Annotated in this window: 20 protein-coding genes; 12 read left to right on the top strand and 8 right to left on the bottom strand. The window is 60.8% G+C overall.

Annotated elements, in window-relative coordinates:
* Window positions 1-3: 3 nt before the first annotated feature.
* Window positions 4-987, top strand: a complete 984-nt coding sequence (locus CUJ91_RS34935; RefSeq protein ID WP_244231080.1) for an MBL fold metallo-hydrolase — start codon at window positions 4-6, stop codon at window positions 985-987.
* Window positions 944-1,420, top strand: coding sequence for an alkyl sulfatase dimerization domain-containing protein (locus CUJ91_RS34930; RefSeq protein ID WP_244231079.1), 477 nt, complete (start codon window positions 944-946; stop codon window positions 1,418-1,420). Before CUJ91_RS34935 ends, CUJ91_RS34930 begins: the two co-directional genes overlap by 44 nt.
* Here CUJ91_RS34930 and CUJ91_RS24125 read toward each other — a convergent pair.
* Entirely contained in the window at window positions 1,363-2,880 is a 1,518-nt protein-coding gene (locus CUJ91_RS24125; protein ID WP_153067646.1) for a winged helix-turn-helix domain-containing protein, read from the bottom strand. The genes CUJ91_RS34930 and CUJ91_RS24125 overlap by 58 nt on opposite strands.
* 316 nt (window positions 2,881-3,196) lie before the next feature.
* Here CUJ91_RS24125 and CUJ91_RS24120 point away from each other — a divergent pair, with 316 nt between their 5' ends.
* Window positions 3,197-4,615 (top strand): MFS transporter, encoded by a 1,419-nt coding sequence (locus CUJ91_RS24120; RefSeq protein WP_114157341.1) that lies wholly within the window; start codon window positions 3,197-3,199, stop codon window positions 4,613-4,615.
* Between the two features lie 66 nt (window positions 4,616-4,681).
* Here the strand turns inward: CUJ91_RS24120 and ampC are convergent, their stop codons facing one another.
* The 5 genes from ampC to betI all read right to left on the bottom strand — a co-directional run bounded on the left by ampC (window position 4,682) and on the right by betI (window position 12,016).
* Complete coding sequence (gene ampC / locus CUJ91_RS24115) at window positions 4,682-5,860, bottom strand: class C beta-lactamase (RefSeq protein ID WP_114157340.1); 1,179 nt, start codon at window positions 5,858-5,860, stop codon at window positions 4,682-4,684.
* 184 nt (window positions 5,861-6,044) lie between these two features.
* On the bottom strand, window positions 6,045-8,021 hold the full coding sequence (locus tag CUJ91_RS24110) for an alkyl/aryl-sulfatase (RefSeq protein WP_114157339.1): 1,977 nt from the start codon (window positions 8,019-8,021) through the stop codon (window positions 6,045-6,047).
* Between the two features lie 200 nt (window positions 8,022-8,221).
* The gene (gene betA / locus CUJ91_RS24105) at window positions 8,222-9,907 is read right to left on the bottom strand and encodes a choline dehydrogenase (RefSeq protein ID WP_114157338.1); all 1,686 of its coding nucleotides are present in this window, start codon (window positions 9,905-9,907) and stop codon (window positions 8,222-8,224) included.
* Between the two features lie 10 nt (window positions 9,908-9,917).
* A complete protein-coding gene (gene betB / locus CUJ91_RS24100; protein WP_114157337.1) occupies window positions 9,918-11,387 on the bottom strand; it encodes a betaine-aldehyde dehydrogenase in 1,470 nt (489 codons plus the stop codon).
* A 41-nt stretch (window positions 11,388-11,428) separates the two neighbouring features.
* A complete protein-coding gene (gene betI, locus CUJ91_RS24095) occupies window positions 11,429-12,016 on the bottom strand; it encodes a transcriptional regulator BetI (protein WP_006052183.1) in 588 nt (195 codons plus the stop codon).
* A gap of 241 nt (window positions 12,017-12,257) precedes the next feature.
* On the opposite strand from betI, the gene fdhA reads away from it, so the two are divergent.
* The 4 genes from fdhA to CUJ91_RS24070 all read left to right on the top strand — a co-directional run bounded on the left by fdhA (window position 12,258) and on the right by CUJ91_RS24070 (window position 15,809).
* On the top strand, window positions 12,258-13,457 hold the full coding sequence (fdhA, locus tag CUJ91_RS24090) for a formaldehyde dehydrogenase, glutathione-independent (RefSeq protein WP_029971749.1): 1,200 nt from the start codon (window positions 12,258-12,260) through the stop codon (window positions 13,455-13,457).
* A 160-nt stretch (window positions 13,458-13,617) separates the two neighbouring features.
* Complete coding sequence (locus CUJ91_RS35275; RefSeq protein WP_374710159.1) at window positions 13,618-14,838, top strand: hypothetical protein; 1,221 nt, start codon at window positions 13,618-13,620, stop codon at window positions 14,836-14,838.
* 286 nt (window positions 14,839-15,124) lie between these two features.
* Window positions 15,125-15,292, top strand: a complete 168-nt coding sequence (locus CUJ91_RS35220; RefSeq protein ID WP_310400418.1) for a hypothetical protein — start codon at window positions 15,125-15,127, stop codon at window positions 15,290-15,292.
* A gap of 70 nt (window positions 15,293-15,362) precedes the next feature.
* The gene (locus tag CUJ91_RS24070) at window positions 15,363-15,809 is read left to right on the top strand and encodes a DUF4279 domain-containing protein (RefSeq protein ID WP_114157336.1); all 447 of its coding nucleotides are present in this window, start codon (window positions 15,363-15,365) and stop codon (window positions 15,807-15,809) included.
* 70 nt (window positions 15,810-15,879) lie between these two features.
* On the opposite strand, the gene CUJ91_RS24065 is transcribed toward CUJ91_RS24070, so the two are convergent.
* Entirely contained in the window at window positions 15,880-16,227 is a 348-nt protein-coding gene (locus CUJ91_RS24065; protein ID WP_029971746.1) for a hypothetical protein, read from the bottom strand.
* A 278-nt stretch (window positions 16,228-16,505) separates the two neighbouring features.
* On the opposite strand from CUJ91_RS24065, the gene CUJ91_RS24060 reads away from it, so the two are divergent.
* From CUJ91_RS24060 to CUJ91_RS24050, 3 genes are read left to right on the top strand one after another with little or no spacing between them, the layout of a single operon-like run.
* Window positions 16,506-19,328, top strand: coding sequence for a xanthine dehydrogenase family protein molybdopterin-binding subunit (locus CUJ91_RS24060; RefSeq protein ID WP_114157335.1), 2,823 nt, complete (start codon window positions 16,506-16,508; stop codon window positions 19,326-19,328).
* Entirely contained in the window at window positions 19,325-19,948 is a 624-nt protein-coding gene (locus CUJ91_RS24055; RefSeq protein ID WP_208716198.1) for a (2Fe-2S)-binding protein, read from the top strand. Before CUJ91_RS24060 ends, CUJ91_RS24055 begins: the two co-directional genes overlap by 4 nt.
* 2 nt (window positions 19,949-19,950) lie before the next feature.
* The gene (locus tag CUJ91_RS24050; RefSeq protein WP_114157334.1) at window positions 19,951-21,213 is read left to right on the top strand and encodes a c-type cytochrome; all 1,263 of its coding nucleotides are present in this window, start codon (window positions 19,951-19,953) and stop codon (window positions 21,211-21,213) included.
* A gap of 54 nt (window positions 21,214-21,267) precedes the next feature.
* Here the strand turns inward: CUJ91_RS24050 and CUJ91_RS24045 are convergent, their stop codons facing one another.
* Window positions 21,268-22,263, bottom strand: coding sequence for a GlxA family transcriptional regulator (locus CUJ91_RS24045; protein ID WP_006052173.1), 996 nt, complete (start codon window positions 22,261-22,263; stop codon window positions 21,268-21,270).
* A 468-nt stretch (window positions 22,264-22,731) separates the two neighbouring features.
* Here CUJ91_RS24045 and CUJ91_RS24040 point away from each other — a divergent pair, with 468 nt between their 5' ends.
* Both CUJ91_RS24040 and CUJ91_RS24035 read left to right on the top strand, forming a co-directional pair.
* Entirely contained in the window at window positions 22,732-24,006 is a 1,275-nt protein-coding gene (locus CUJ91_RS24040) for a serine hydroxymethyltransferase (protein ID WP_114157333.1), read from the top strand.
* An 18-nt stretch (window positions 24,007-24,024) separates the two neighbouring features.
* Window positions 24,025-24,996 carry a dipeptidase gene (locus CUJ91_RS24035; protein ID WP_114157332.1) on the top strand — a complete coding sequence of 324 codons (972 nt, stop codon included), beginning with the start codon at window positions 24,025-24,027 and terminating at the stop codon, window positions 24,994-24,996.

Here is a 24,996-nt window from a genome sequence, read left to right as displayed (position 1 = left end):
GCTATGCGTCCTTTGCAGCGTTGCGATGACAAACTTGCAATTGAATTATATGTGTGGCCAGGCTCCAATAGGGCACGCTTTTTTGTCCCGGCACTTCCGACAAACCGGGCTGGCCATGTGGCCGCGTGCGTACTGTCGATTGTCTTAACGCCTTTGGAATCCACCATGTCGTCTGTTCAATCATCGGAAGCCCCGGCGCAGCCTGCCGTGCCGCTCGCCGCCACCGCGGCCACCATCGCGGCCCAACAGCAGGCGCGGCGTGAGTTGCCCGTCGAGGACCATCTCGACGAAGAAGAAGCACGGCGCGGCTTCATTGCGACGATTCCGAATGCGGAAGTGCGCGACGCCTATGGTCGCCTGGTGTGGACGCTTGCCGACTACGATTTTCTCGACGATCCCGAGGCGCCGGCAACCGCGCATCCCGCGTTATGGCGTCAGGCTCGGCTCAACGCGATCCACGGCCTGTTCAAGGCGACTGAGCGCATCTATCAGGTGCGCGGCTTCGACTTGTCGAACGTGACTATCGTCGAAGGCGATACGGGGCTGATCATCATCGATCCGCTGTCGACACAGGAAACCGCACAGGCCGCGTTTGCGCTGTATCTCGCGCATCGTCCGGCGCGGCCGGTCGTGGCGGTGATCTACAGCCACAGCCACGCGGATCACTTCGGCGGCGTGAAGGGCATCGTCACCGAGGCGGACGTGCGCGACGGCAAGGTCGCCGTGATTGCACCGAACGGCTTCATGGAAGAGGCCGTCGCCGAAAACGTCCTTGCGGGAACGGTGATGATCCGCCATCCGCCGCGCGCAATTCCAGTTCGGGCATACGCTCGCACGCAGCGCCTGCTGCCAGATCGATTCGGGCCTCGGCAAAAATGGGCCGCGCGGCACGCTGACACTGATCGAGCCTACGCAACTGATTTGCGAGGAGACCGAGACGCATGTGATCGATGGCGTGGAAATCGTGTTTCAGTTGACGCCCGATAGCGAAGCGCCGGCGGAGATGCACTTTTTCTTTCCGCAACTGCGCGCGCTCAATCTCGCGGAGAACGGCACGCGCACCATGCACAACCTGTGTCCGTTGCGCGGCGCGCAGGTTCGCAACGCGCTGTTGTGGTCGCGCTATCTGTCGCGCTCGCTCGAGCGCTACGCGCCGCATGCCGATGTGGTGTTCGCCCAGCATCACTGGCCGACGTGGGGCAGTGCGCGCATGACGAGCTTTCTTGAGCAGCAGCGCGACCTGTACAAGTTCCTGCACGACCAGACCGTGCGCATGATGAATCACGGCATGACCGCGCTCGAGATAGCGGAGTGCATGCGGCTTCCGGAGAGCCTGAGCGCGGAGTGGCACGCGCACGGCTACTACGGAACCGTCTCGCACAACGTCAAGGCGACGCACATTTCCGCGACCAGCAGATAGCGCAGGAACGGGTTGTCGATGCTCACATCGCGAAGCGGCTCGAGCAGTTCCAGCATCCGCGGCATGTCGTCGTTCTGAAATGCGATGGCCGCGTGGATCAACGGGATGCATGTCGTGAGCGCACGGTCTCGCGTTATATCGCCGGACTCCAGCCGCGTGAGCCACGCCGCCGCTTTGCCGGGGCGCGTCGTCAGCGCGACGGTCAGGCAAGCGATAAACAGCAGCCGTTGATGTTGAACCAGCGTCGCTTCGGGAAGCCGCTCGAGCAGATGCAGCATCGGGCTCAGGTATTCGAGGCTCCATGTCGCCGGCTCCGCGCTTTCGATAACCGTGGCCGCGAACTCGTGATCGCCGCCGGCGCTGGCATGGCGCACGGCCACGGCGAGGTAGCCATGTTCGGCGAACCAGCGGCTCGCGCGCAGATGAAACCCTTGAGCGCCGGATGGATCGGCAGCGACAAGCCGAGCCGCGAGAAAGTCGCCGAACAGAGGATGAAAGCGATACCAGGCCAGACGTTCGTCGCAATCGATGCGGTTGATCAGCAGGTTCTCGTCCTCCATGCGCTTCAGCAGGTCGCGCGCATTGGCGTTACCCGTGACATGCCGCGCGAGCGGCGCGCTGAAGCGGCGGAACAACGACAACGCTCCGGCGAACGCGACCAGCTCAGCAGGCAGGTTCGCCATCACCTCTTCGCTGAGATACGTCTGCAAATCGCCGTGACGCCAGGCCAGATCGCGCAGTGTGCCGAGCGATGCCGGCCGGTTCTTCAGCATGATGACGATCAACTGCACGCACGACGGCCAGCCGCCCGTGACGTCCTGAATCAGACGGAGATCGTCCGCGTGCAGTGTGCCCGTTCCCAGATTCTCTTCGACGAAGCTCCGGGTTTCGGCCATGCCAAGAGGCAAAGCCGTGCTGTCGAGTTCGGCGAGCTGATTTGTCATTCGAAGCCGGCTGAGCGCAAGCGGCGGCGCGACGCGCGAGGCGATCACCACATGCAGCGTGCCCGGCGCCTGATCGAGTAGCTTCTGCATGAAGCGGTGCACGGGCGGGGCATCGACGAGATGATAGTCGTCAATGAACACGTAGATGTCTTTCGACAGGTCGAGCACGCCGTCCACGAGCATCGCGACGAGCGCGTCCATGCCGGCAGGGTTTGCGTCTTCGAACAGCAGTTCGGGCTCGGCGCGCAGGCCGACGCGTTGCATCGCCATGAACAGCGTCGCGCAGAACGCGGCGTAATCGGCTTCGTCCGCGCTCAGCGATAACCACGCGACGTCCGCGCCCGCCTTCACGCATCGCTCGCGCCATTGGGCGAGGAGGGTGGTCTTGCCGTAGCCCGCGCTCCCGGTGACGAGCGCAAGCGTGGCGTGCCGCATGCGCTCGAGATGCGTAAGCAGGTCGGCGCGGCGGACCGTTTTCGAGCCGATGCGCGGCGGTGAAAACCGCGTGGATGCCACTTGTCTGGTGAATGCGGTCGTCAAATCGTTACCCGAATCAGTGCCCAGTCCGAACAGCCATTGTCCACAGAAAATCGCGCGCGCCGCAATCCGAGCCAACGTCAGGAGGCAACGTCAGGACCGTGCCCTCGCGCAATAAAACCCGCAACAAGCCGCAAGAAAAAAGGAGGCGATCAACTTAACACAACGTCCTCACGACGCCCTTGTTCCATCCGGATGACGTATTTCTTCTATGTAGCCGATTTATGTCGGCGTCTACTGAAAACGCTGCTCGAAACATCACTCGCGGCCGTCGCCGCATCATTCAGGGGATGCCATGCCTACCGCTTCTCAGCCTCGCGCAACTGCCGCCGCGCGACTCGAACGGCTGCCGTTCTCCGGTTATCACCGGACCATCTTCATCATCATCGCGATTGCGTTCTTTTTCGATTCCGTCGATCTCGGCACGATGACCTTCGTGCTCGGTTCGATCAAGACCGAATTCGGCTTGTCGACGGCAACCGCGGGGCTCGTCGCGAGCGCGAGCTTCTTTGGCATGGTGGGCGGTGCGGCGGTGGCGGGACTGCTGGCCGATCGCTTCGGACGCCGGCCGGTTTTTCAGTGGAGCATGGTGCTGTGGGGCCTCGCCTCGTATCTCTGTTCGACGGCGCAAAGCGTCGAAGCGCTGATTTTCTATCGCGTGCTGCTCGGTTTCGGCATGGGCATGGAGTTTCCGATTGCGCAAACGCTGCTGTCGGAATTTGTTCCCGCTTCGTCGCGCGGACGCCTGATTGCGTTGATGGACGGCTTCTGGCCGCTCGGTTTCATCACGGCGGGCGTGGTGTCGTACTTCGTGCTGCCCGCCTATGGCTGGCGCACGGAGTTCGCGTTGCTCGCGATTCCGGCCGTGTTTGTGCTGATCGTGCGCCGTGTCGTGCCCGAGTCGCCGCGTTGGCTCGAACATCGTGGACGTCGCGGCGAGGCCGATAAAATCCTCGCCGACATCGAGGTCAAGGTGATGAAGGCCGCGGGCCTGAGCCGCTTGCGCGAGCCGGTCATGCTCGTCGAACCGGTGGCCGCCAAAGGCGCGGGCGCGTTTCGCGAGATCTGGAGCGCGGCTTACCGGCGTCGCACGATCATGGTGTGGACGTTGTGGTTCTTCGCGCTGCTCGGCTTTTACGGATTGACTTCGTGGCTCGGCGCGTTGATGCAGCAGGCCGGCTTCGCGGTGACGAAGTCGGTGCTGTACACGGTGCTGATTTCGCTCGGCGGCATTCCCGGGTTTATCTGCGCGGCGTGGCTGGTCGAGCGTTGGGGACGCAAGCCGACATGTATCGCGTCGCTCGCGGGCAGCGCGGTGATGGCCTACATCTATGGACAAACCGCGCTGCATGCGCAAACGCCCACGCTTCTGATTTGCGCCGGTCTCGCGATGCAGTTTTTCCTGTTCGCGATGTGGGCGGTGCTCTACACCTACACGCCCGAGCTGTACGGCACCGGCGCGCGCGCGACGGGTTCCGGTTTCGCGTCGGCAATCGGCCGCGTGGGCTCGCTGATCGGGCCGTACGTGGTCGGCGTCGTGCTGCCGATGTTCGGACAGGGCGGCGTGTTCTCGCTTGGCGCAATGTGTTTCGTGATCGCGGCCGCGGCTGTGTGGATACTCGGCATCGAAACACGCGGACTCGCGCTGGAGACGCTCGTCTCGGAAGCGGTGGAGACCGACGCGCACGGCGTGCTGAGTCCGGTGCGCGATTGACGACCCACCCGCGAAGAGCGCAGTCGTTGTCGGTTGTGCTCTTCACCGCTAACCGGGCATCGGCGCTTACTGGTTGCTCGCCACCAGTGCCGACACGATCCGATACGCAGCGCTCACGCGGTCCTCGATCGGGAAATTCCTGTTGGCAAGCAAAACGACGCCGACGTGTTTCTGCGGAATGAAGGCAACGTAGGTGCCGAACCCATTCGTCGAACCGGTCTTGTTGATCCACACATTCTGCTGCGGCGGCAAGGGCGGCTCGATTGCGATGACCGGCGTCGCCGTGGTGGCCATCGCGGGCGCATTGCCTTCGTGCAAGGTCGTCAACGTGACGGGATACGCGTACTGCTCCCATATCAGGTCCTGCGTCAGCATGCCGGCCTTGAAGTAACCCGTGTGTGTCGCCGTGATAGCGCGCTGAAGCTGGCTGTCGACGTCGATCAGGTTCATGTTCGCTTGCACGAAACGCAGCATGTCGGCGGCGGTGGTCCTCACGCCATACGCTTCGTCGGCGAGCACGCCGCCTTTCATGCGGATCGGCGCGCCGTCCTTCGTGTAGCCCTGCGCGTAGTCGGACATTTTCGTTGGCGGAACATGGATGTAGCTGCTCGTCATGCCGAGCGCCGGAAACAGGCGCCGCTCCATCAGCGACGCAAAGTCCTGATTCATGCTTTTCGCCGTGATCAGACCGAGCGTGCCGATCCCCGGATTCGCGTAGGTACGATACGTGCCCGGCGCGTAGGCCGGTTTCCATGTGCTGAAGTACTGCAACAACTGCGCGTTGTCGTGGATCTCGTCGGGCACCTGGAGCGGCAGACCGCCGGGCGTGTGCGTGCCGAGATTCAGCAGGCTAACCTTGCCGAATGCGCTGCCTCGCAAGGACGGCAAGTATGTTTGCGTCGGGTCCGACAGCCTCAGATGGCCGCTCAACTGCGCATATTCGGCAAGCGTCGCGGTGAATGTCTTGCTCACGGAGCCGATTTCAAAGAGCGTGCGCTGCGTGACCGGCTTGCCGGTTTCCGCCGATGCCACGCCGTAGTCGAAGACGAATGTTTTGCCATTGGCGACGATGCCGACCGCCATCCCAGGCACATGATGTTTCGCCATCAGCGGCTCGATGGCGGAGTCCACTACGGATTTCACCTGGCCTTCGGCCTCGCCTTCGCTTGCCGCGCGGCTTGCCTGCGCGGGCGCGCCCAGCGCAAACAGCAGGGTGACCATCAGGCTCACGGCTTTTAGCTTCATGTGCAATGCTTCCTCGAACGGTTATCGACGGGTGTCCAGACGCAGCACTATCCCGCTTTGGGAAAGTGCTGACAATCGACGATAACTTATGCGAGGGTCAAGAAAAACTGAGGGCGTGCAGTTGCAGTTCGCGGTGAGCGCAATACGGTCTCCTCGCAACCGTAATCGCGCCGTTGGAAAATGCTTACGGTTCCGCGATAGAAAACCAGTAATCGAACTTATCGAACATTCCGAGCATTTCCCGGAACTTCGCTTTATCGCCGTCGAACTTCACCTTACCCGTCTCGGACAATTGCTGCAGCTTCACGTTGCCGAGCGCGATGTCGTCCAGGGTCGACTTGTCGAACGTGATCGTTCCGTCGGCATGCTCCAATGGACGGCCTTCCACATAGTTCATCACACCGTTGCGCACGGTAAGCGCAAATTGCTTCTTCACGTCGGGCAGGATCAGATTGAACGCATAGCTTTTATTCGCCGCGCGCGGGCCGTTCAGGTGGATCGCCAGGAAGTCGAGGAACATTTCCGGCGACATGGCCGTGATGATGTCAGGCGCAGCCGTGTTCACGCCGGCCATCTTCTTCACGCCACCGCGCAACTCGTGAGCGCCGCTCAGATAAACATTGCGGACGGTGCCCGATTCCGACTGATAGCCCAACTGTTCAAGTGCATCGGCTTCGAGACGCCGCGCGGCCTGATTATCAGGTTGAGCGAATACGAGCTTGTTGGTGATGGTGGCGACCCATCGGTACTCGCCTTTGCTATAGGCGTCACGCGCGTTCGCCATGATCTTGTCGGCGCCGATAAGCTCGACGTATTTCTTCGCTTCGTCGGCGGGGGGAAGCGGATCGAGGTTCGCGGGATTGGCATCCCACCAGCCCAGGTAGAGTTGATAAGTCGATCTCACATCGTGTTTCAGATTGCCGTAATAGCCACGGTTATAAAACTCCTTGGCGAGCGAATCGGGAAGCACGAACTGTTCGGCGATTTCATGCATGGTCAAGCCTTCGTTGGCCATGCGCAGTGTCTGATCGTTGATGTACTTGTACAGGTCCCGCTGTTTCGACAAATGCTCGACGACGCGTTCGTTTCCCCACTGCGGCCAATGGTGGCTTCCGAAAGACACTTGAGCGTCGTTGCCGAACATGGCAATGGTTTGATCGAGCGCCGCAGCCCACTTCTGCGCGCTTCTCGCCTTCGCGCCTCTGAGCGTCAGAATGTTATGCAACGAATGATTCGCGTCTTCGGCGAGATCGAGCGCCTTGAACTGCGGGAAGTAGAACAGCATCTCGGCGGGCGCTTCGGTGCCTGGCGCCATCTGAAAGACGACGTCGACGCCGTCCACCGTCAGCTTCTCGCCCGTCTTCTTGATGAGGCGGTTCGGTTGAAGCAGCGTGAGCGTGCCGGTCGCATTGACCAGGCCGAGGCCGCTGCCGACCGTACCTTTCGGGTCCTTCTCGAGAAGATCGCCGTACATGTACGACGCGCGGCGGCTCATTGCGTTTCCAGCGAAAATGTTCTCGCTGATTGCTTCTTCCATGAAGCCTTCCGGCGCGATCAATGGAACCTTGCCCGAGGCCACGTCTTTTTCGTCGACCACGCCTCTGATGCCGCTGAAATGGTCGACATGGCTATGCGTGATGATGACGGCGCTAACCGGCCGGCGTTCGACCTTTTCGTTGACCAGTTCCAACGCGGCCTTGGCTGTCTCGGCTGAACTTCCGGTATCGACGACGATCCAGCCGGTCGCCCCTCGAATAAACGTGATGTTGGCCAGGTCGATATTGCGCACCTGATAGATGCCGTCGACCACCTTGAACAGGCCGTTCATCGTCAGTATCTGCTCCTGACGCCACAGGCTTGGATTGACCGTTGGCGGAGCTTCGGTTCCGGGACGCAGGAAAGCATAGCGTGTGAGGTCGACCACCGTACGGCCCGACGCGGTGGTCAGAACTGGTTGCGGCAGGGACGATATGAAGCCGCGTCCGGCATCCTCGAAATCCCGCTTGTCTGCGAGATTCAGGTAACTCGCGATCTGCTGGTTCACCTGCCTGGTCTGTGTCGTTGCGTCGTTTCTCGCGGGACTGTTCGCGCCTGCTTCGTTCGATTGTGCATATGCCTGCGCACCTATGCTTAACGGCAACACCCATGCTAACCATTTCATCTTGCCTCCGGGCCTACGCTAGCGGTTCGCCAACAACATCCATCTGCGGACAACGAGTCCTCAGAGAGCTTTCAATACTCCTGATCTAATCTGGATGTTGGGTAGGAGGAAGTCAAGAACGAGATGCGTGACCGCCTGACGGCCTCACGGCATCATGATTCGCAAACAGAATCGGGCGGCTGACGCAATGCGCTAAACGGTCACACGGTCACACGTTCACGCTTTCTGAAGGGCGCACCGTTCGCGACGAAGTAGGGCGTGTCCACGCGCGCCAATGCCTCGCGTCCACGAATCCGGTCGGCGATCTTCTCGGCCAGCATGATGGTCGGCGCGTTCAGATTGCCCGTGGTGATAAGCGGCATGATCGACGCATCGACCACGCGCAGCCCCTCCATGCCATGCACGCGTCCTTCGTTGTCGACCACGGCCATGTCGTCGTAGCCCATCTTGCACGAGCACGAAGGATGAAACGCCGTCTCGGCGCGTGCCCGCACGAAAGCGTCGAGTTGCGCGTCGGTAGTCAGCTCGGCGCCGGGATTCAGCTCGCGTCCGCGATAACGGTCCAGCGCCGGTTGCCGCATGATCTCGCGCGTGATGCGAATGCCGTCGCGGAACTCGCGCCAGTCGAGCGGATCGGCCATGTAGTTGAATAGGATGCTTGGATGCGCCGCCGGATCGCGCGACGTGAGCTTCACGCGTCCGCGGCTTGGCGAACGCATCGAACCGACATGTGCCTGAAAGCCATGCATCTTGATCGCGTTCGAGCCGTTGTAATTAATCGCGACCGGCAGAAAATGATACTGAATGTTCGGCCACGAGTCGTCGTCGCGTGTACGGATAAAGCCGCCCGCTTCGAACTGATTGCTCGCGCCGATGCCGGTGCCGTTCACCATCCATTCGAGTCCAATAGCCGGCTGATTCCACCACTGCAACGCAGGGTAGAGCGAGACCGGCTCCTTACATTCGTACTGGATATACATCTCCAGATGGTCCTGCAAATTTTCGCCGACGCCCGGCAAGTCGTGGACGAGCGGAATGTCCAGTTCGCGCAGCCACGTCGAGCGGCCCACGCCGGAGCGTTGCAGCAATTGCGGCGATGCAATCGCGCCGCTGCACACCAGCACTTCGCGGCGCGCATGCGCGTTGACGGCCGCGCCATGCTGCAGATACGCGACGCCGACCGCGCGCTTGCCGGAGAACAGCACGCGATCGGTTAGCGCGTGCGTGACGATGGTCAGGTTCGAACGCGCCTTCGCGCGATCCAGATAGCCGCGCGCCGTGCTCGCGCGCCGGCCTTTGGGCGTGACCGTGCGATCCATCGGACCGAAGCCTTCCTGCTGATAGCCGTTCAGATCGTCGGTGCGCGGAAAGCCGGCCTGCACACCGGCTTCGACCATCGCCGCAAACAGCGGATTGTTGCCAGGCTTGCTGGTGGTCACATGCACCGGACCGTCGCCGCCGTGATACGCGTTCGGACCCACGTCGCGCGTTTCGGCTTTACGGAAGTACGGCAGGCAGTCGAGATACGTCCAGTTTTCGAGGCCTGGGCGCTGAGCCCAGCCGTCGTAATCGAGCGCGTTGCCGCGGATATAGCACATGCCGTTGATTAGCGACGACCCGCCGAGTCCCTTGCCGCGCCCGCATTCCATGCGACGGTTGTCCATATGCGGCTCGGGGTCGGTCTCGTACGCCCAGTTATAGCGGCGCCCTTGCAGCGGATAGGCGAGGGCGGCGGGCATCTGCGTGCGGAAATCGAAGCGGTAATCGGGGCCGCCCGCTTCGAGCAGCAGCACGGTGACGTCGGCGTCTTCGGTGAGACGCGAGGCCAGCACGTTGCCCGCCGAACCCGCGCCGACGATGATGTAGTCGTATTCGTTGGAACTCATGGCAGCGCTCTCAGAACACCGGTTGATAAGGGCCCAGCTCGACCTGCACGGACTTGATGCGCGTGTAGTGCTCGAGTGTCGTGATGCCGTTTTCGCGGCCCACGCCGGATTGCTTATAGCCGCCCACGGGCATTTCGGCGGGCGACTCGCCCCACGTGTTGATCCAGCAAATGCCCGCTTCCAGCCGATGAATCACCCGATGCGCACGCGCCAGGTTTTCCGTGACGACGCCGGCGGCGAGGCCATACGCGGTGCGATTCGCGCGCTCGATGGCTTCGTCTTCTTCGTCGAATACGAGAATGCTCATGACCGGCCCGAAGATTTCCTCACGCACGATTCGCATGTCGTCGTGGCAACCGGTGAAGATAGTTGGCTCTACGTATTGACCTTGCGCATAATGATTTTCTGTCAAACGCTTGCCGCCCGCGATCAAACGCGCGCCTTCCTTAACACCGCTTTCTATATAGCCGAGCACCTTTTGCAATTGCGCGGCGCTCACGAGCGGGCCGAAGTTGGTGGACGCCTCGGTCGGCGCACCGACGCGAATACGCTTCACGCGTTCGAGCAGCAATGCCTCGAAGCGCTCGATCACATTGCGCTGCACGAACACGCGCGTGCCGTTCGTGCAGACCTGGCCCGAGCTGAAGAAGTTGGCGCTCATCGCGATGTCGGCGGCGCGTTCGAGATTCGCGTCGTCGAACACGAGCAACGGGGACTTGCCGCCGAGTTCCATCGTCACTTCTTTCAACGACGACGCGCCCGCCATCGACATCACCTTCTTGCCCGTTTCCACTCCGCCCGTGAACGAAATCTTTTCGATGTCCGGATGCGCGGCCAGCATCGCGCCTACGCGGCCGTCGCCTTGCACGACGTTGAACACGCCAGGCGGCACGCCGGCTTCGGTGTAGATTTCCGCGAGTTTCAACGCAGTAAGCGGCGTGACCTCGCTCGGCTTGAAGATCATTGCGTTGCCTGCGGCAAGCGCGGGCGCGGACTTCCAGCACGCAATCTGAATCGGATAATTCCATGCGCCGATGCCCGCGCAAACGCCGAGCGGTTCGCGCCGCGTGTACACGAACGACGACGGCCGCAGCGGAATCTGCTGCCCTTCGATAGCCGTTGCGAGTCCCGCGTAATACTCGATCACGTCCGCGCCGGTGACGATGTCCACCGCCTGCGTTTCCGCGATCGGCTTGCCGGTGTCGCGCGTTTCGAGCAGCGCGAGTTCGTCGTTGCGCTCGCGCAGAATCTCGACCGCGCGGCGCAGGATGCGCGAGCGCTGCATTGCCGTGAGCGCGGCCCACTCGCGCTGACCGTCGCGCGCGGATTGCACTGCGCGATCGACGTCCGCGGCACTCGCCTGCTGCACGGTCGCGAGCGTTTCGCCGGTGGCGGGGTCGACGGTGTCGAAGGTTTCACCGCTGGTCGCGTCGACGTAAGCGCCGCCAATGTACAGACGTTGCGTTGCGAATACCGCCATCATGTGCTCCTTGGTAGAGATGTCGCCGGCTGCTGCGCGCGCTATTCGCGCGCAGCCAGGACCAGGTCGATGTATTCGTTGGCGACGCGCAGCGCCGCTTTGGTGTCGAACGGTTCGCCCGACAAGGCGCCGCGCAGCCACAATCCGTCGATCAATGCCGCGAGACCGCTGGCCGCGCGCCGCGCCGCCGCACGCGGCAGCGCTTTAGAAAAATCCGCGCACAGATTGGAGTTCAAGCGGCGCGTGTTGACATACTGCAGACGCCGCAATTGCGGCTTGTGCATGCTCTCGGACCAGAACGCAAGCCAGGTCTTCATGACGGGCGCGCTGGTTTGCTCGGCATCGAAATTGGCGGCGACGACCGCACGCAGTTTCGAGCGCGGGTCCGTTTTTGCCGCGCGACGGCGGCGGGACGTGGCCTGCCACAAATCGCGCAACACATGGCGCATGGTGGCTTCGAGAAGACCGTCCTTGTCGCCGAAATAGTGGCTCACGATGCCGGTGGAAATGCTCGCGCGCTGCGCGACCGACGCGAGCGTGGCGCCCGCGAGGCCGGTCTGGTCGATGGTGAGCAGCGTCGCGTCGATCAACTGCGCGCGGCGAATTTCGCGCATTCCGAGCTTGGGCATGGCGTGACTGTAAAGATCAGACGGTTCGGTGCCGGCACTTTGCCCGCAGGTTCGATCGACGCATGGTAGTTTTTTTATATTGAACGGTCAATCAATAAAAACCTGCGAAGAAGGGGCATGTCGGTTTCGGCCAAACTCGTGTCGGGTTCGGTGCAGGTGGTTGACCGCGGCGGGCGCTACGCTCGTTGAACGGCGTGCGGCGCACAGGCCGCGCACCGCTCACAAGACATGGAGACATTCAATGAGCAGCAATCGCGGCGTCGTCTATCTGGGGCAGGGCAAGGTTGAAGTGCAATCGATCGACTATCCGAAGATGGTCGACCCACGTGGCCGCGCGATCGGTCACGGTGTGATTCTGAAGGTAGTCAGCACGAATATTTGCGGCTCCGACCAGCACATGGTGCGGGGCCGCACGACCGCGGAAGTCGGCCTCGTGCTCGGCCACGAGATTACCGGCGAAGTGATCGAGGTCGGCCGCGACGTCGAGACGCTGAGCGTTGGCGATCTCGTCTCCGTGCCGTTCAACGTCGCATGCGGACGGTGCCCGACCTGCAAGTCGCAGCATACCGGCGTGTGCCTGAACGTGAACCCGTCGCGTGCGGGCGGCGCTTACGGATATGTGGACATGGGCGGCTGGATCGGCGGCCAGGCCGAGTACGTGATGGTGCCGTATGCCGACTTCAATCTGCTGAAGTTTCCCGACCGCGCGCAGGCGATGTCGAAGATTCGCGACCTGACGTGCCTGTCCGACATTCTGCCGACGGGTTATCACGGCGCGGTCATGGCAGGCGTGAAGCCGGGCGCGACGGTTTATATCGCAGGCGCCGGGCCGGTGGGCATGGCGGCGGCTGCGTCGGCGCGTCTGTTGGGCGCGGCGTGTACGATCGTCGGCGACATGAACGAGGAGCGCCTTGCGCATGCTCGCAAGATGGGATTTGAGACCGTCGATCTGTCGAAGGATGCGACGCTCGGCGAACAGATCGAGCAGATTCTGGGTAAGCCGGAAGTGGATTGCGCGGTGGACTGCGTGGGCTTCGAGGCGCACGGCCACGGCAGCAGCGGCTCGCACGAGGAAGCACCCGCCACTGTGCTGAACTCGCTGATGGAAATCACGCGTGCCGCAGGCGCGATCGGTATTCCGGGCCTGTACGTGACCGACGATCCGGGCGCCGCGGACGCTGCCGCACGCAAGGGAAGTCTTAGCATCCGCTTCGGGCTCGGCTGGGCGAAGTCGCATTCGTTCCACACGGGCCAGACGCCGGTGATGAAGTACAACCACAATCTGATGCAGGCGATTCTTTGGGACCGTCTGCCGATTGCGGACATCGTGAACGTGACGGTGGTGTCGCTCGATCAGGCGCCGGACGGTTATCGCCAGTTCGACGGCGGTGCGCCGCGCAAGTTCGTGATCGATCCGCATGGGCTGTTGAAGGCGGCCTGAGCTTCGGACGAAGTTTCAGACGAAGTTAGAAGCCTGTAGTAAGGAAACGCGTTGAACGTGCTTACGTTCAACGCGTTTTTTGCTTGTGACGAGCGATCCCAAAAACATGGGAGTCGGGCGATCTGCTAGGGTTACGCCGTCATAAGCGACGAGGCTCGCGATGGGTGGAACCGAACTGAAGACGGATTCGTTTCAACGGTGGGTGATGTACCGTAAGGATGCCTATGGAAGTGGGCGTATCTTTGTTTCTACGGAGCAGAAAGAGGCGGTTGAAGAGGGCAAGAAGTTCTCACAACGTGCATATGCCGATGTGTGGGCTAAAGACTCCGCGCTGGTTCGGCGGGTCCGCGCGTTTCTCGGGACGAATTTCTATTGGCACGAGCGGTTGGCAAAGAATGGCGCTGACGTTGAGGTCATAGAGACGTTGCAGTCGATGATCCGTGGCGAGAGTGTTGTGCTGATTGCCGAGCAATCGCGGACGGGAGGCGCGATGGGAAATCCGGTGCCTAAGCCGGAGAGGCTCCCGAGCTTCCGCAGCTCGTTAATGAACGATTGCGGAATGTCCTACGATGCCGCGACGGCATACATTGACCGCTATAACGACATTGTGGACCGGGCGAATGCGGTTGCAGATCGCTATGCGAATGCTGAGTCTTCGTCACTGGCCGACGCCGCGAGTGATTTAACCGAAACTGCTACGCCGCTTGGCGATGCGCAGCCGTTCGATTACGCGCCAGATCCGGTGAGCGGCGACACAGAGGAACTGGCGGCTAGTACGAATAATCCGGACTTTGCTGCAAAAATGCTCGGGTACGAACGCAAGACGTTTGGCGACATGATCCACGCGATGAAGTATGAAAACCATTTGAGAGGTGACGATAACGTCATCTGGCACGACAACGGCGACGTGTATTTCGATGGTCTGAAAATCGACAACATGCACAGTTACTGCAACGGGAAAGATATGGATTCGCACCAACTTGCACATGCGTCATTCTCCGTTTCAGGCGACGACGTTTCGCCAACATTCTGGACAGAGTATTTCGGCGTTGTCCCTGATGTCGCGCACCGCAAAGGCGATGCAATCGTCGACCGTGACGGGCAACCACGGGGTATAGCCAGGCGGACAGGAGTGTGGGGTGTCCGCAGCAAATCGGTGGTCAAGAGCGATCTCCTTGAGCCGCATTTGCGCTATCTCGTCGAGCATCTTCGCTTGCCGCGCGCAGACTTGCCCGAGCTACTTAGGCGCGGGAACGTGCGGATGCGCTTCTTCTGCTATTGGGACAACGAGGCTGGAAATCGCGTGCCCGACGTTCCCGACGACATTCGGTCAATGATGGAGGCGATGGGGGGAATAGTCGAGGTTGACGAATATCGGTAGGTGGCTGTTTCTCGCGTCACATAACCAGAAGCCAATCGATATGCGTCACTCACTTGCCCATGCCACGTTCATCATTTCCGGCGATTCGGTCAACCCCGAGTTTTGGACCTCGTATTTCGGCGTGCAGCCTAGTCGCGTGATCACGAAAGGACAACGTTTCCAGCTCCCGTCCGGGAAGCTGACTCCTCGTGCCGGTAAGCTCGGCCTATGGGCTCTTGAAAGCAAGGCTGCGGTACACAGCGATTGCCTTGGCCCGCATTTGGAATACATCACGAATTAGCTGGGCTTGCCCCGCGCCGATTTGCATGAACTGGTGCGGCGACAAGGAGGCAAGATGGCCATGTGCTGCTATTGGATGAATGAAGCGGGCGACCGCGTGCCCGATGTGCCCGACGACATCCGCGCGATGATGGAAGCGATGGGCGGAACAATCGAAATTGACGAATATCGGTAACTCGCTGTTTATTCGCGCTTAGCAGTGCAACAAAGCCAGGGGAGAATATTTGAGGACAGCATTCACGACTATGCACCATAACCAGTCTTCAACATCAAATGCGAGCGCGGACGCCGGAGCCTACGCGTCTTTCCTGATAACCGGCGACGCCGTATCGCCGGAATTCTGGACGCAGTACTTTCAGATAGCCCCTGACACCGCGATCGTCAAAGGAAAGTCATTTGCCCTTCCTTCCGGAAAGTCCAGTAAAGCTTTGGGGAAAACGGGCCTGTGGGGAGTAAGCAGCGAATCGGCGGTAGAAAGCGATTTGCTGGAACCGCATTTGCGGTATCTCATAGCGCGCCTTGGTTTGCCCCGCGAGGGTTTGAAGGAAATCGTGCAACAGAACGGTGCGAAGGTTGGGTTCTCCTGCTTCTGGTTCAACCCCTCAGGAAACCGCGTGCCCGACGTACCCGACGACATCCGCTCAATAATCGAAGCAATGCGCGGAACGATCGAAATCGACGAATATCGGTAGGATCGGACCCACTTCGCTCAAGCGTTGCAGCGCGCTGCATATCCCCCGGCAGCGCCACACCCGCCACCCCCTAATGCGAAAACTCACTACCCGGCGGCTGCAGCCGTGCACGTTCCCCAACGTGAAGCGACCACGAGTAGTACGTCGAATGCGAATGCGTCTGCAGTTCCGGGTGTTCCGCCAGCATTTCGCCCATACTTTTCTGGTCATCGCTCAACGCGCCGACGCGAGACCAATGGTGCAGCATTCGTCTCGGCGCCGCGGTGACAGTCGTGGGCATATCGACAGTGGGCGTTACTTCGAGCGGCAACGTCGGCTCTGCAATGCCTGGGCTGTCCTGCGCATACGCAAGGTGAGCCACAAGGCTTCCCCCAACGAACCACAGCGTGCTCTTCTGCATCAACGTTTTCTTTTTCATTCTCAAAGTGGAAACGGGTGTCATCGGGACCGCAACGATGCACAACCAGAGCGGAACCTGAAATAGGACTCTTCCGATTCACGCCATCGCGTCTCAGTTCCCGATGACGGGAACCCAACTCACTGCAAGCTGACAACGCTTTACGTCCAACGCCGATATTTTGCAAATATCAACATATAACCGCATGGGCCAGTGCCATAATTCGGCCCCCTAAACGCTGCGGGCAAAAATTTGCCGGCTCGATCGACGCGCGCAGTCATATATTTCAGGAGTAGTAGATGGCCGGCCTTCCACGCCGTAGCTTTCTGAAGGCCAGCGTCATCGCCGGCATTTCCGTGTATCTCGCGCCCGTCGGTGGGCGTGCCTTTGCCGCGTTGTTCGAAGAACGCATACTGACGCCGGTCAATTGGGACCCGGCGAGCGGTCAGCCCAAATTCCGCATCGACGGCATCGCCAAAGTCACGGGTGAAAAAGTGTTCGCTCGCGATATGCGTGCATCGGATATGCCGCATTGGCCGCAGCAGCAATCACACGCGCTGATCTTGCGCGCGACGCGTGCAGACTGCCTGTACGAAGGCTTCAATCTCGCGGGACTGGGCGACGACCTGATGCCGGACCGCCTCGTGACCGCCGACGACCTCACGCGCGACGGTCTGCAATTTCCCGCGTTCTACGGCAGCGACATGCTGCTGCCGAAGGGCAACACGCCTGCTTATCTCGGCCATGCCGTTGCAATTCTGATCTTCCACGACTTCGCGCGCTTTCGCCTCGCGAAGGACTATCTGAAGTTCCGCGACGACGTCATCCAGTACGGCCGGCAAACGGGACCGCTCGAACGTGATCCGTGGGGCACGTTCCGGTTCATTCGTGTAGGCGGCAAGACTCCGTATGACGACGACGTCTTTTCAAGCCTGAAGAACGCGCCGTTGTTTCCCAGCTCGATGCGCAAGCATCAACCGGTATGGCCGGATGGCGTCGAGCACGGATCGCTCGGCGAACAAGGCATTTTCTTCGCAGACGGCATCGCCGAAGAACTCGCACATCCGCCTGCGGACTGGCTGGTGATGGAGCGCGACTACAGCACGCAGTCGATCGATACCGCCGCACTCGAGCCGGACAATGCGAACTGTTGGTATGACGCCGACTCGCACGCGCTTCACATGATCGTGCCGACGCAAGGCCCCGCGGAAGTGGCGCAAAGCGTGGCGGAAATGGTCGCGAAGTGCCGCTTCGCGGTGAAGAGTGTGTTCCTTCACCCATGCTACACGGTCGGTTATGGATCGAAAGATCACTACAACATGCCGTTCTATGGTCTTGTTGCTGCGATGTATGGCGATGGCCGACCGGTGCGCCTCGCTAACGATCGCTACGAGCAGTTTCAAAGCGCGCTCAAACGCCACGCGTTCAACATGAAGTACCGCATTGCGGTCGACAGAAAGACGGGACTGCTTCAGTCGTTCAAAGGCGATCTCGAAGCGAATGGCGGCGGGCGCATGAACTTTTCGCCGTCTGTGGCGATGGTCGGTGCGACGGCCGCGCAATCGATCTACTACTTTCCGAAGAGCGATCTCACTGCAACCGCCATTGCGTCGCGCGCAGTCGATGCCGGCTCCGCGCGCGGCTACAGCACGCTGCAAAGCATGGCCGCAACCGAGATGATGATCGACGAAATCGCCGAACAACTGAAGCTCGACCCAATCGATTTCCGTCTCACGAACGCATTGCGGTCGGGAATGAAGAATACGCAGGGCGCGATACCGGCTGGCGCTGTTCGCGTCGATGAAGTTCTGCAAAAGGCAAAGTCGCATCCATTGTGGAAGAACCGCGCGCAGAAGAAAGCGAAGTACGAAGCGGAGCATCCCGGCAAACGCTATGGCGTGGGCTTTGCGTGCGTGCAAAAAGACTTCGGCACAGGCGCCGAATGTTCTTTCGCCAAAGTCGAGATGAGTGAAGACGGCAAGATTACGCTGCATCATTCGGGCTCGGAAATCGGCACGGGTATGTCGACATCGCAAGCCATTGCCGTGGCGAAATGGCTCGGCGTGCCGGCGTCGACCGTGCATTTCGCGTTGGCCGACTGGCCCGATCTTCCGGTAATCACGAGCGGCGATCCTTACCTGATGTCGCAGGCCGATCAGGATCGCCTTTCGAGGAATCCGCGTTGGTCGCCCGGCTTTATGTCGCCGTCGAGTGCGACTAACTCGGCCTATTACTTCACGCACAGTACTCGCGAAGCAGCGCGCGTTCTTTTTGTGCACGGCTTATGGCCGGCGGCAATGTCGATCTGGTCGAGCGGCGCGGGCGGCGGCCAGGCCGCATCGCTTGTCGTGCGCATAGAAGACGCGCGCTGGGTGAACGGCAAGCTGTCGGCGGATGGACTCGAAGCATTGCCGTTCGAGCAGATTGCTAAAAAGGCGCACGAACTCGGACTCGTGACGGGCGCCACCGTGCATGTATTCAATCGCTGGCAATGGGCCGAGGCCGAGTTCGAAGTCGGCGGCAAGATAGAGCGCCTGCCAATCGACGGACTGTCGCTTCGCTACGGCAACGGCGCAATGCCGAACGGTCAGAAGTCCGCGACGACGTCCAACAGCTACCGTGTGCTCGACCGAAAGCGCGTGTTTATTCCGCCCGTGCAGCGCAATAACGCAATGGTCACGTACTACAGCGCGGTCGGTACGCTCGTCGAACTTGCAGTGAATGAGTCGAGCGGCGAGGTCGAAATATTGACGCATCACTCGATTCTCGAATGCGGCAACCAGTTGTCGCCTCAACTAGTTTCGGGCCAGTTGCAGGGCGGTCTTGCGATGGGCATCGGTCATGCGCTGCATGAGTATCTGCCGCTCTACGAAGACGGCCCCGGCAACGGCACATGGAATTTCAACCGCTATCGTTTGCCACGTTCGACGGACGTTGCCGTATGGAGCCAGACGAGTGAAGTACTGCCTCCGCTAACAGAAACCGACCCGCCAAAAGGCATTGCCGAAGTGGTGATGATTCCGGTCGTTGGCGCCATCGTGAACGGCATCGCGCATGCGGTTGGACATCGTTTCCGCGACCTTCCCGTTACGCCACAAAAAATTCAGGAGGTGCTCGCATGACACTGCCCAAATCCGATTCCACCGAAGCAGCTTCCGCAATCGCAATCGCAAGCGTTGCCGAAAAGCCGTTGACGCGTTACGCCATGCAACCGGTGTCGATGACGGTCAATGGCCGACCCGTCGGGCCGATCCGCGTAGCGGAGCAGCTCATGCTGATCGACTTTCTGCATGAGTACCTCGGGCTGACAGGCTCGCGCCTGGGGTGCGGCCAAGGCGTGTGCCACGCATGCGTCGTCATTCTCGATAACGCCGATGGCAGCAGTGAAGAAGTGCGATCGTGCATTACCGGCGCGAGCTTTTTCGACGGCAAAAAAATCCGCACGGTCGAAGCTCACGCGACGTGTGACGAGAGCGGCAAGCCTGTCGCACTCTCGCCGGTCCAGCAGAAGTTTCTCGAACACTTCAGCTTCCAGTGCGGGGGTTGCACGCCGGGATTCGTCAATGCGACGACGGTGCTGATCGAGCGCCTCAAGCGTCAGCCCATTGAACGCAGCAAGGTCGAAGAGACGATCACCGAGGCGCTCAACGCGCATATTTGCCGCTGCACGGGCTATGTACGCTATTACGAAGCGGTGAAGGACCTCGTACTGAACACAGCCGGACTGGTGAGGAACGTCTAAAGATGATTTCCCACACGAGTACCTTTTCGTTGTTTCGCGCGGCGTTGGTGACACTCGCCGCGGCGATGTTGACAGCCTGCGGCAACGCACCTGATGCTGCCGCCCAGCGCACCGCGACTACACAAGATACGCACGACGCCGCCTTGATCGCCCGCGGCCGTTATCTAGCCAAAGCAGCGGATTGCGCGGCATGCCACACGTCGCCCGATAGCGCGCCATTCGCAGGAGGCGTTAAGCTGGCCTCGCCGTTCGGTACGTTCTATGGATCGAACATCACGCCGGACAAGCAGCACGGCATCGGACAATGGAGCGCCGACGAGTTCTACACTGCGCTTCACGACGGCAAATCGCCCAATGGTCAACTGTATCCGGCGATGCCGTATACGTCGTATCGCCAGATGTCTCGCGAGGATAGCGATGCGATCTACGCATACCTGATGTCGCAAAAGCCGGCGGCCGTCGTAAGCCGCGAGGCCGATCTGTCGTTCCCGTTCAATGTGCGTTTCGCCGTGCGCTTCTGGAAAACGCTGTTTCTCGAAGACACGTTGCCGGATGCATCGCAGGGTCATTCGGCGGACTGGACTCGTGGACGTTATGTCGTGAACGCGCTCGGACACTGTACCGAATGCCATACGCCGCGCGGCCGCTTCGGGCAACTCGACCTCACCGCGCCGTTTGCAGGCGGCACGCTCGGCCGGGTCATCGCGCCGAGCCTCACACCGCAAGGGCTCGCCGAGCGCGGATGGTCCGCGGCTGATCTCACGACGTATCTCGCAACGGGCATCGCGTCGCAAGGCTCGGCGTTTGGCGAGATGCATTCCGTCGTGCATCTGAGCAGTCAGTACATGACGCCGGACGATTTGCGCGCGGTTTCGACGTACCTGCTCGGTGATCGTCCGAGTGAGCCTGTGCGGGTGCAAGCTCAGGCGGTCGATGCTACTCAACTCGCGCCGGGCCGCCGCCTCTATCTGTCTCTATGCGCAGGCTGTCATGGCGCGGATGGAGAAGGCGTGCCTCACGTAGCCGTACCGATGCTTGGAAACTCCACTGTTCGTCAAAGCAATCCGCACAATCTGATCGTGTCGATGCTTGATGGCATCGACGAACAAAGCTTCCCCGGACTCGAACGCATGCAGGCCATGCCCGGCTCTGCGAGCAAGCTGAGCGACGACGAACTGGCGCAACTCGCGAACTATTTGCGGGCGACATGGGGCGCGCAACCGGCCGACGTAAGCGCGGATTCGGCACGCGGACTAAGGCATTAATCCGCGTGAAGCGATCAAAGGCGGTATAAACCTTGGGGAGTGCTGAGGCGCTTCTCAGGCCGCCATCACCGGCGGCGAAGAAAGCGACGGTGCCTGCTTGCGACGCTCGCGCGTAGGCGCGGTGCCGAATGCATCGCGATAGCTCTTCGAAAAGTGGCAGGCCGACTGGAAGCCGCACGCCATCGTGATGTTCATGATCGACATGTCGGTTTGCAGCAGCAGTTCGCGCGCGCGCCGCAAACGCAGCGTCAGATAGTAATGCGTCGGGGTCATCCCGAGATGCTCGCGGAAGAGGCGCTGCAATTGCCGTTGCGACATGCCGGCAAGCCGCGCGAGTTCCTCGCGCGATAGCGGCTCTTCGATGTTGTTCTCCATCAGCGAGATCACTTCGAAGAGCGACTTGTTGGCCGAGCCGAGCCGCGCGACGAGCGGCATCTTCTGTTGCGCGCTGGTATCGCGCACATGCTCGACGATGAACTGCTCGGCGATCTGCGTGACGCGTGCAGTGCCCACACGCGGTGCGATCAGGTTGAGCATCATATCGAGGGGCGCGACGCCGCCCGTGCACGTCACGCGATCGCGATCTATCACGAAGAGTTCTTTCAGAAAGCGCGTGTCGGGAAACTCTTCTTTTAGCGCCGACATGTTCTCCCAATGAATCGCGCACGCATAGCCCGCTAATAGTCCGGCGCGCGCGAGCGCATACGTCCCGGTGCACAGGCTGCCGAGCACGCAACCCATGCGCGCGAAGCGGCGCAATGCCGACAGATGCGCGGGCGTGGTCGCGCGCTGCACGTCGATGCCGCCGATCACGAACACGATATCCGGTTGGCCGACGCATTCGACCGGACCCGTATCGACCGACAACCCATTGCTTGCAGTCACCGGCCCGCCTTCGGGACTCACGATCGACCAGCGGTAAAGCGTTTGCCCTGTCAGGTAATTCGCCATGCGCAGCACTTCGATCGCGTTGGTGAATGCGATCATCGTGAAGTTCGGGACGGGCATGAAGGCGAAATGCGACAGTGACGCCGTGCGATCGGTGGACATGATGAGGAATGATTCCTTCGAATCTATAGTGCCGCGTCGCTGTGGGGAACTGCGACTTATGTAATTTTGAGGACTAGCGCAACTACCATGCCATCAGGCTAAACCCTCGGTTGCCTATGCTTGCCCATCAAACAGATAAGAAACGGCACCAGAAGCGCGCGGCGGCCATCGCGAACCGCACCGCAAACGCGCACTGCGTTCAGCCGCAGTGCAGCAGCGCTTGCCCAGCGAACGACCGTTCGGCACCGGCGCGATGATTCGCCAGCGGTATGAACCAAGGGATCCGCAGAGGCGACTTGTCGAAAAAGGTCGCCTATGGCGGAAAAGGCAAAGAACGCGTCTGAATTCATAAATTGACGCGCGATGCAAGCGTCAAGAATAGACGTACGCAATCCGGCGGCGACAGGGCAGAAACAAAGGCCCACCAACGCTTCCGGCGCCTAACGTCAATGACCCCACGGACCTTCCATGTCGAACCCGAATCCTTTCTTCGAAGAACCGCTGAGCGCGCGCGATGCGGCGGTGCGCGGCGCAATTTTGAAAGAGCTCGAGCGTCAGCAGTCGCAAGTCGAGCTGATCGCGTCGGAAAACATCGTGTCGCGCGCGGTGCTCGAAGCGCAAGGCTCGGTGCTGACCAACAAGTATGCGGAAGGTTATCCGGGCAAGCGTTACTACGGCGGTTGCGAATATGTCGACGAGATCGAGACGCTTGCGCTCGATCGCATCAAGCAACTGTTCAACGCGAAGTTCGCCAACGTGCAGCCGCATTCGGGCGCGCAGGCCAACGGCGCGGTGATGCTCGCGCTGGTCAAGCCGGGCGATACGGTGCTCGGCATGTCGCTCGATGCAGGCGGCCACCTCACGCATGGCGCCAAGCCCGCGCTTTCCGGCAAGTGGTTCAACGCGGTGCAGTACGGCGTGAACCGCGACACGCTCCTGATCGACTACGAGCAGATCGAGGAACTCGCGCAGCAGCATAAACCCGCGCTGCTGATCGCCGGCTTCTCCGCTTATCCGCGCGCGCTGGATTTCAAGCGGCTGCGTGCGATCGCCGACAGCGTCGGCGCGAAGCTGATGGTCGATATGGCGCACATCGCAGGCGTGATCGCGGCGGGACGTCATGCGAATCCGGTCGAACATGCGCACGTCGTTACGTCGACGACGCACAAGACCTTGCGCGGCCCGCGCGGCGGCTTTGTGCTGACGAATGACGAAGACATCGCGAAGAAGATCAACTCGGCGGTGTTCCCAGGCCTGCAAGGCGGCCCGCTGATGCATGTGATCGCCGGCAAGGCGGTCGCGTTTGGCGAGGCGCTGCAACCAGGCTTCAAGACTTATATCGACAGCGTTCTCGCGAATGCGCAGGCGCTCGGCGAAGTACTGAAGGCAGGCGGCGTCGATCTCGTGACGGGCGGCACGGACAACCATCTGCTGCTCGTCGACTTGCGCCCGAAGGGTCTCAAAGGCAATCAGGTCGAGCACGCGCTCGAGCGCGCCGGCATTACGTGCAACAAGAACGGCATTCCGTTCGACACGGAAAAGCCGACCATCACCTCGGGCGTTCGCCTCGGCACGCCGGCCGGCACCACGCGCGGCTTCGGCGTGAACGAGTTCCGCGACGTGGGCCGTCTGATTGTCGAAGTACTCGACTCGCTGCGCGATCACCCCGAAGGCCATGCCGCCACCGAACAACGCGTGCGCCGCGAGATCTTCGCGCTGTGCGAGCGCTTCCCCATCTACTGAGAACGCCTGGAGCAAACGATGAGCAATCTGCACGAAAACAGCATCATCATCGACGGTTTGAACATTTCGAAGTTCGAGCGCTCGGTGTTCGAAGATATGCGCAAGGGCGGCGTGACCGCGGTGAACTGCACGGTGTCGGTGTGGGAGAGCTTTCAGAAGACGGTCGACAACATCGCCGAGATGAAGCAGCAGATCCGCGAATACGGCGAGATCCTGACGCTCGTGCGCACGACCGACGACATCTTCCGCGCGAAGAAAGAGAACAAGACCGGCATTATTTTTGGCTTCCAGAACGCGCACGCATTCGAAGACAACCTCGGCTATATCGAGACATTCAAGGATCTCGGCGTGAACGTGGTCCAGCTTTGCTACAACACGCAGAACCTCGTCGGCACCGGTTGCTATGAACGCGACGGCGGCCTCTCGGGCTATGGCCGCGAAGTGATTCAGGAGATGAACCGCGTCGGCATCATGGTCGATCTCTCGCATGTGGGCGGCAAGACTTCTTCGGAAGCGATTGCGGCTTCTAAAAAGCCGGTGTGCTATTCGCATTGCTGCCCGTCGGGATTGAAAGAGCATCCGCGCAACAAGAGCGACGAGCAACTCAAAGAGATTGCAGATGCAGGCGGTTTTGTCGGCGTGACGATGTTCGCACCGTTTCTGAAGCGCGGTGCCGACGCGACCGTCGAAGACTATATCGAAGCGATCGAATACGTAGTGAATCTGATCGGCGAGGATCAGGTCGGCATCGGCACGGACTTCACGCAAGGCTACAGCACTGAGTTCTTCGACTGGATCACGCACGACAAGGGCCGCTATCGTCAGTTGACTAACTTTGGCAAGGTCGTGAATCCGGAAGGCATTCGTACGATCGGCGAGTTTCCGAATCTGACCGCCGCGATGGAACGTGCCGGCTGGAGCGAAACGCGCATCAAGAAGATCATGGGCGAGAACTGGGTGCGGGTATTCGGCGAAGTGTGGAAGGTCTGA

Source organism: Paraburkholderia graminis, assembly GCF_003330785.1.
GTDB lineage: Bacteria > Pseudomonadota > Gammaproteobacteria > Burkholderiales > Burkholderiaceae > Paraburkholderia > Paraburkholderia graminis.
This window is presented reverse-complemented; position numbering and strand designations above follow the sequence as displayed.

What these genes read in the sequence shown, in the direction of transcription:
- betI (WP_006052183.1), bottom strand. Translation starts at nt 12,016, where the DNA reads ATGCCCAAGCTCGGAATGCGCGAAATTCGCCGCGCGCAGTTGATCGAC.
- CUJ91_RS24065 (WP_029971746.1), bottom strand. Translation starts at nt 16,227, where the DNA reads ATGAAAAAGAAAACGTTGATGCAGAAGAGCACGCTGTGGTTCGTTGGG.
- CUJ91_RS35275 (WP_374710159.1), top strand. Translation starts at nt 13,618, where the DNA reads ATGGGTGGAACCGAACTGAAGACGGATTCGTTTCAACGGTGGGTGATG.
- betA (WP_114157338.1), bottom strand. Translation starts at nt 9,907, where the DNA reads ATGAGTTCCAACGAATACGACTACATCATCGTCGGCGCGGGTTCGGCG.
- CUJ91_RS24035 (WP_114157332.1), top strand. Translation starts at nt 24,025, where the DNA reads ATGAGCAATCTGCACGAAAACAGCATCATCATCGACGGTTTGAACATT.
- CUJ91_RS24110 (WP_114157339.1), bottom strand. Translation starts at nt 8,021, where the DNA reads ATGAAATGGTTAGCATGGGTGTTGCCGTTAAGCATAGGTGCGCAGGCA.
- CUJ91_RS24045 (WP_006052173.1), bottom strand. Translation starts at nt 22,263, where the DNA reads ATGTCCACCGATCGCACGGCGTCACTGTCGCATTTCGCCTTCATGCCC.
- CUJ91_RS24055 (WP_208716198.1), top strand. Translation starts at nt 19,325, where the DNA reads ATGACACTGCCCAAATCCGATTCCACCGAAGCAGCTTCCGCAATCGCA.
- CUJ91_RS24050 (WP_114157334.1), top strand. Translation starts at nt 19,951, where the DNA reads ATGATTTCCCACACGAGTACCTTTTCGTTGTTTCGCGCGGCGTTGGTG.
- ampC (WP_114157340.1), bottom strand. Translation starts at nt 5,860, where the DNA reads ATGAAGCTAAAAGCCGTGAGCCTGATGGTCACCCTGCTGTTTGCGCTG.
- CUJ91_RS34935 (WP_244231080.1), top strand. Translation starts at nt 4, where the DNA reads ATGCGTCCTTTGCAGCGTTGCGATGACAAACTTGCAATTGAATTATAT.
- betB (WP_114157337.1), bottom strand. Translation starts at nt 11,387, where the DNA reads ATGGCGGTATTCGCAACGCAACGTCTGTACATTGGCGGCGCTTACGTC.
- CUJ91_RS24120 (WP_114157341.1), top strand. Translation starts at nt 3,197, where the DNA reads ATGCCTACCGCTTCTCAGCCTCGCGCAACTGCCGCCGCGCGACTCGAA.
- CUJ91_RS24060 (WP_114157335.1), top strand. Translation starts at nt 16,506, where the DNA reads ATGGCCGGCCTTCCACGCCGTAGCTTTCTGAAGGCCAGCGTCATCGCC.
- fdhA (WP_029971749.1), top strand. Translation starts at nt 12,258, where the DNA reads ATGAGCAGCAATCGCGGCGTCGTCTATCTGGGGCAGGGCAAGGTTGAA.
- CUJ91_RS24070 (WP_114157336.1), top strand. Translation starts at nt 15,363, where the DNA reads ATGCACCATAACCAGTCTTCAACATCAAATGCGAGCGCGGACGCCGGA.
- CUJ91_RS24040 (WP_114157333.1), top strand. Translation starts at nt 22,732, where the DNA reads ATGTCGAACCCGAATCCTTTCTTCGAAGAACCGCTGAGCGCGCGCGAT.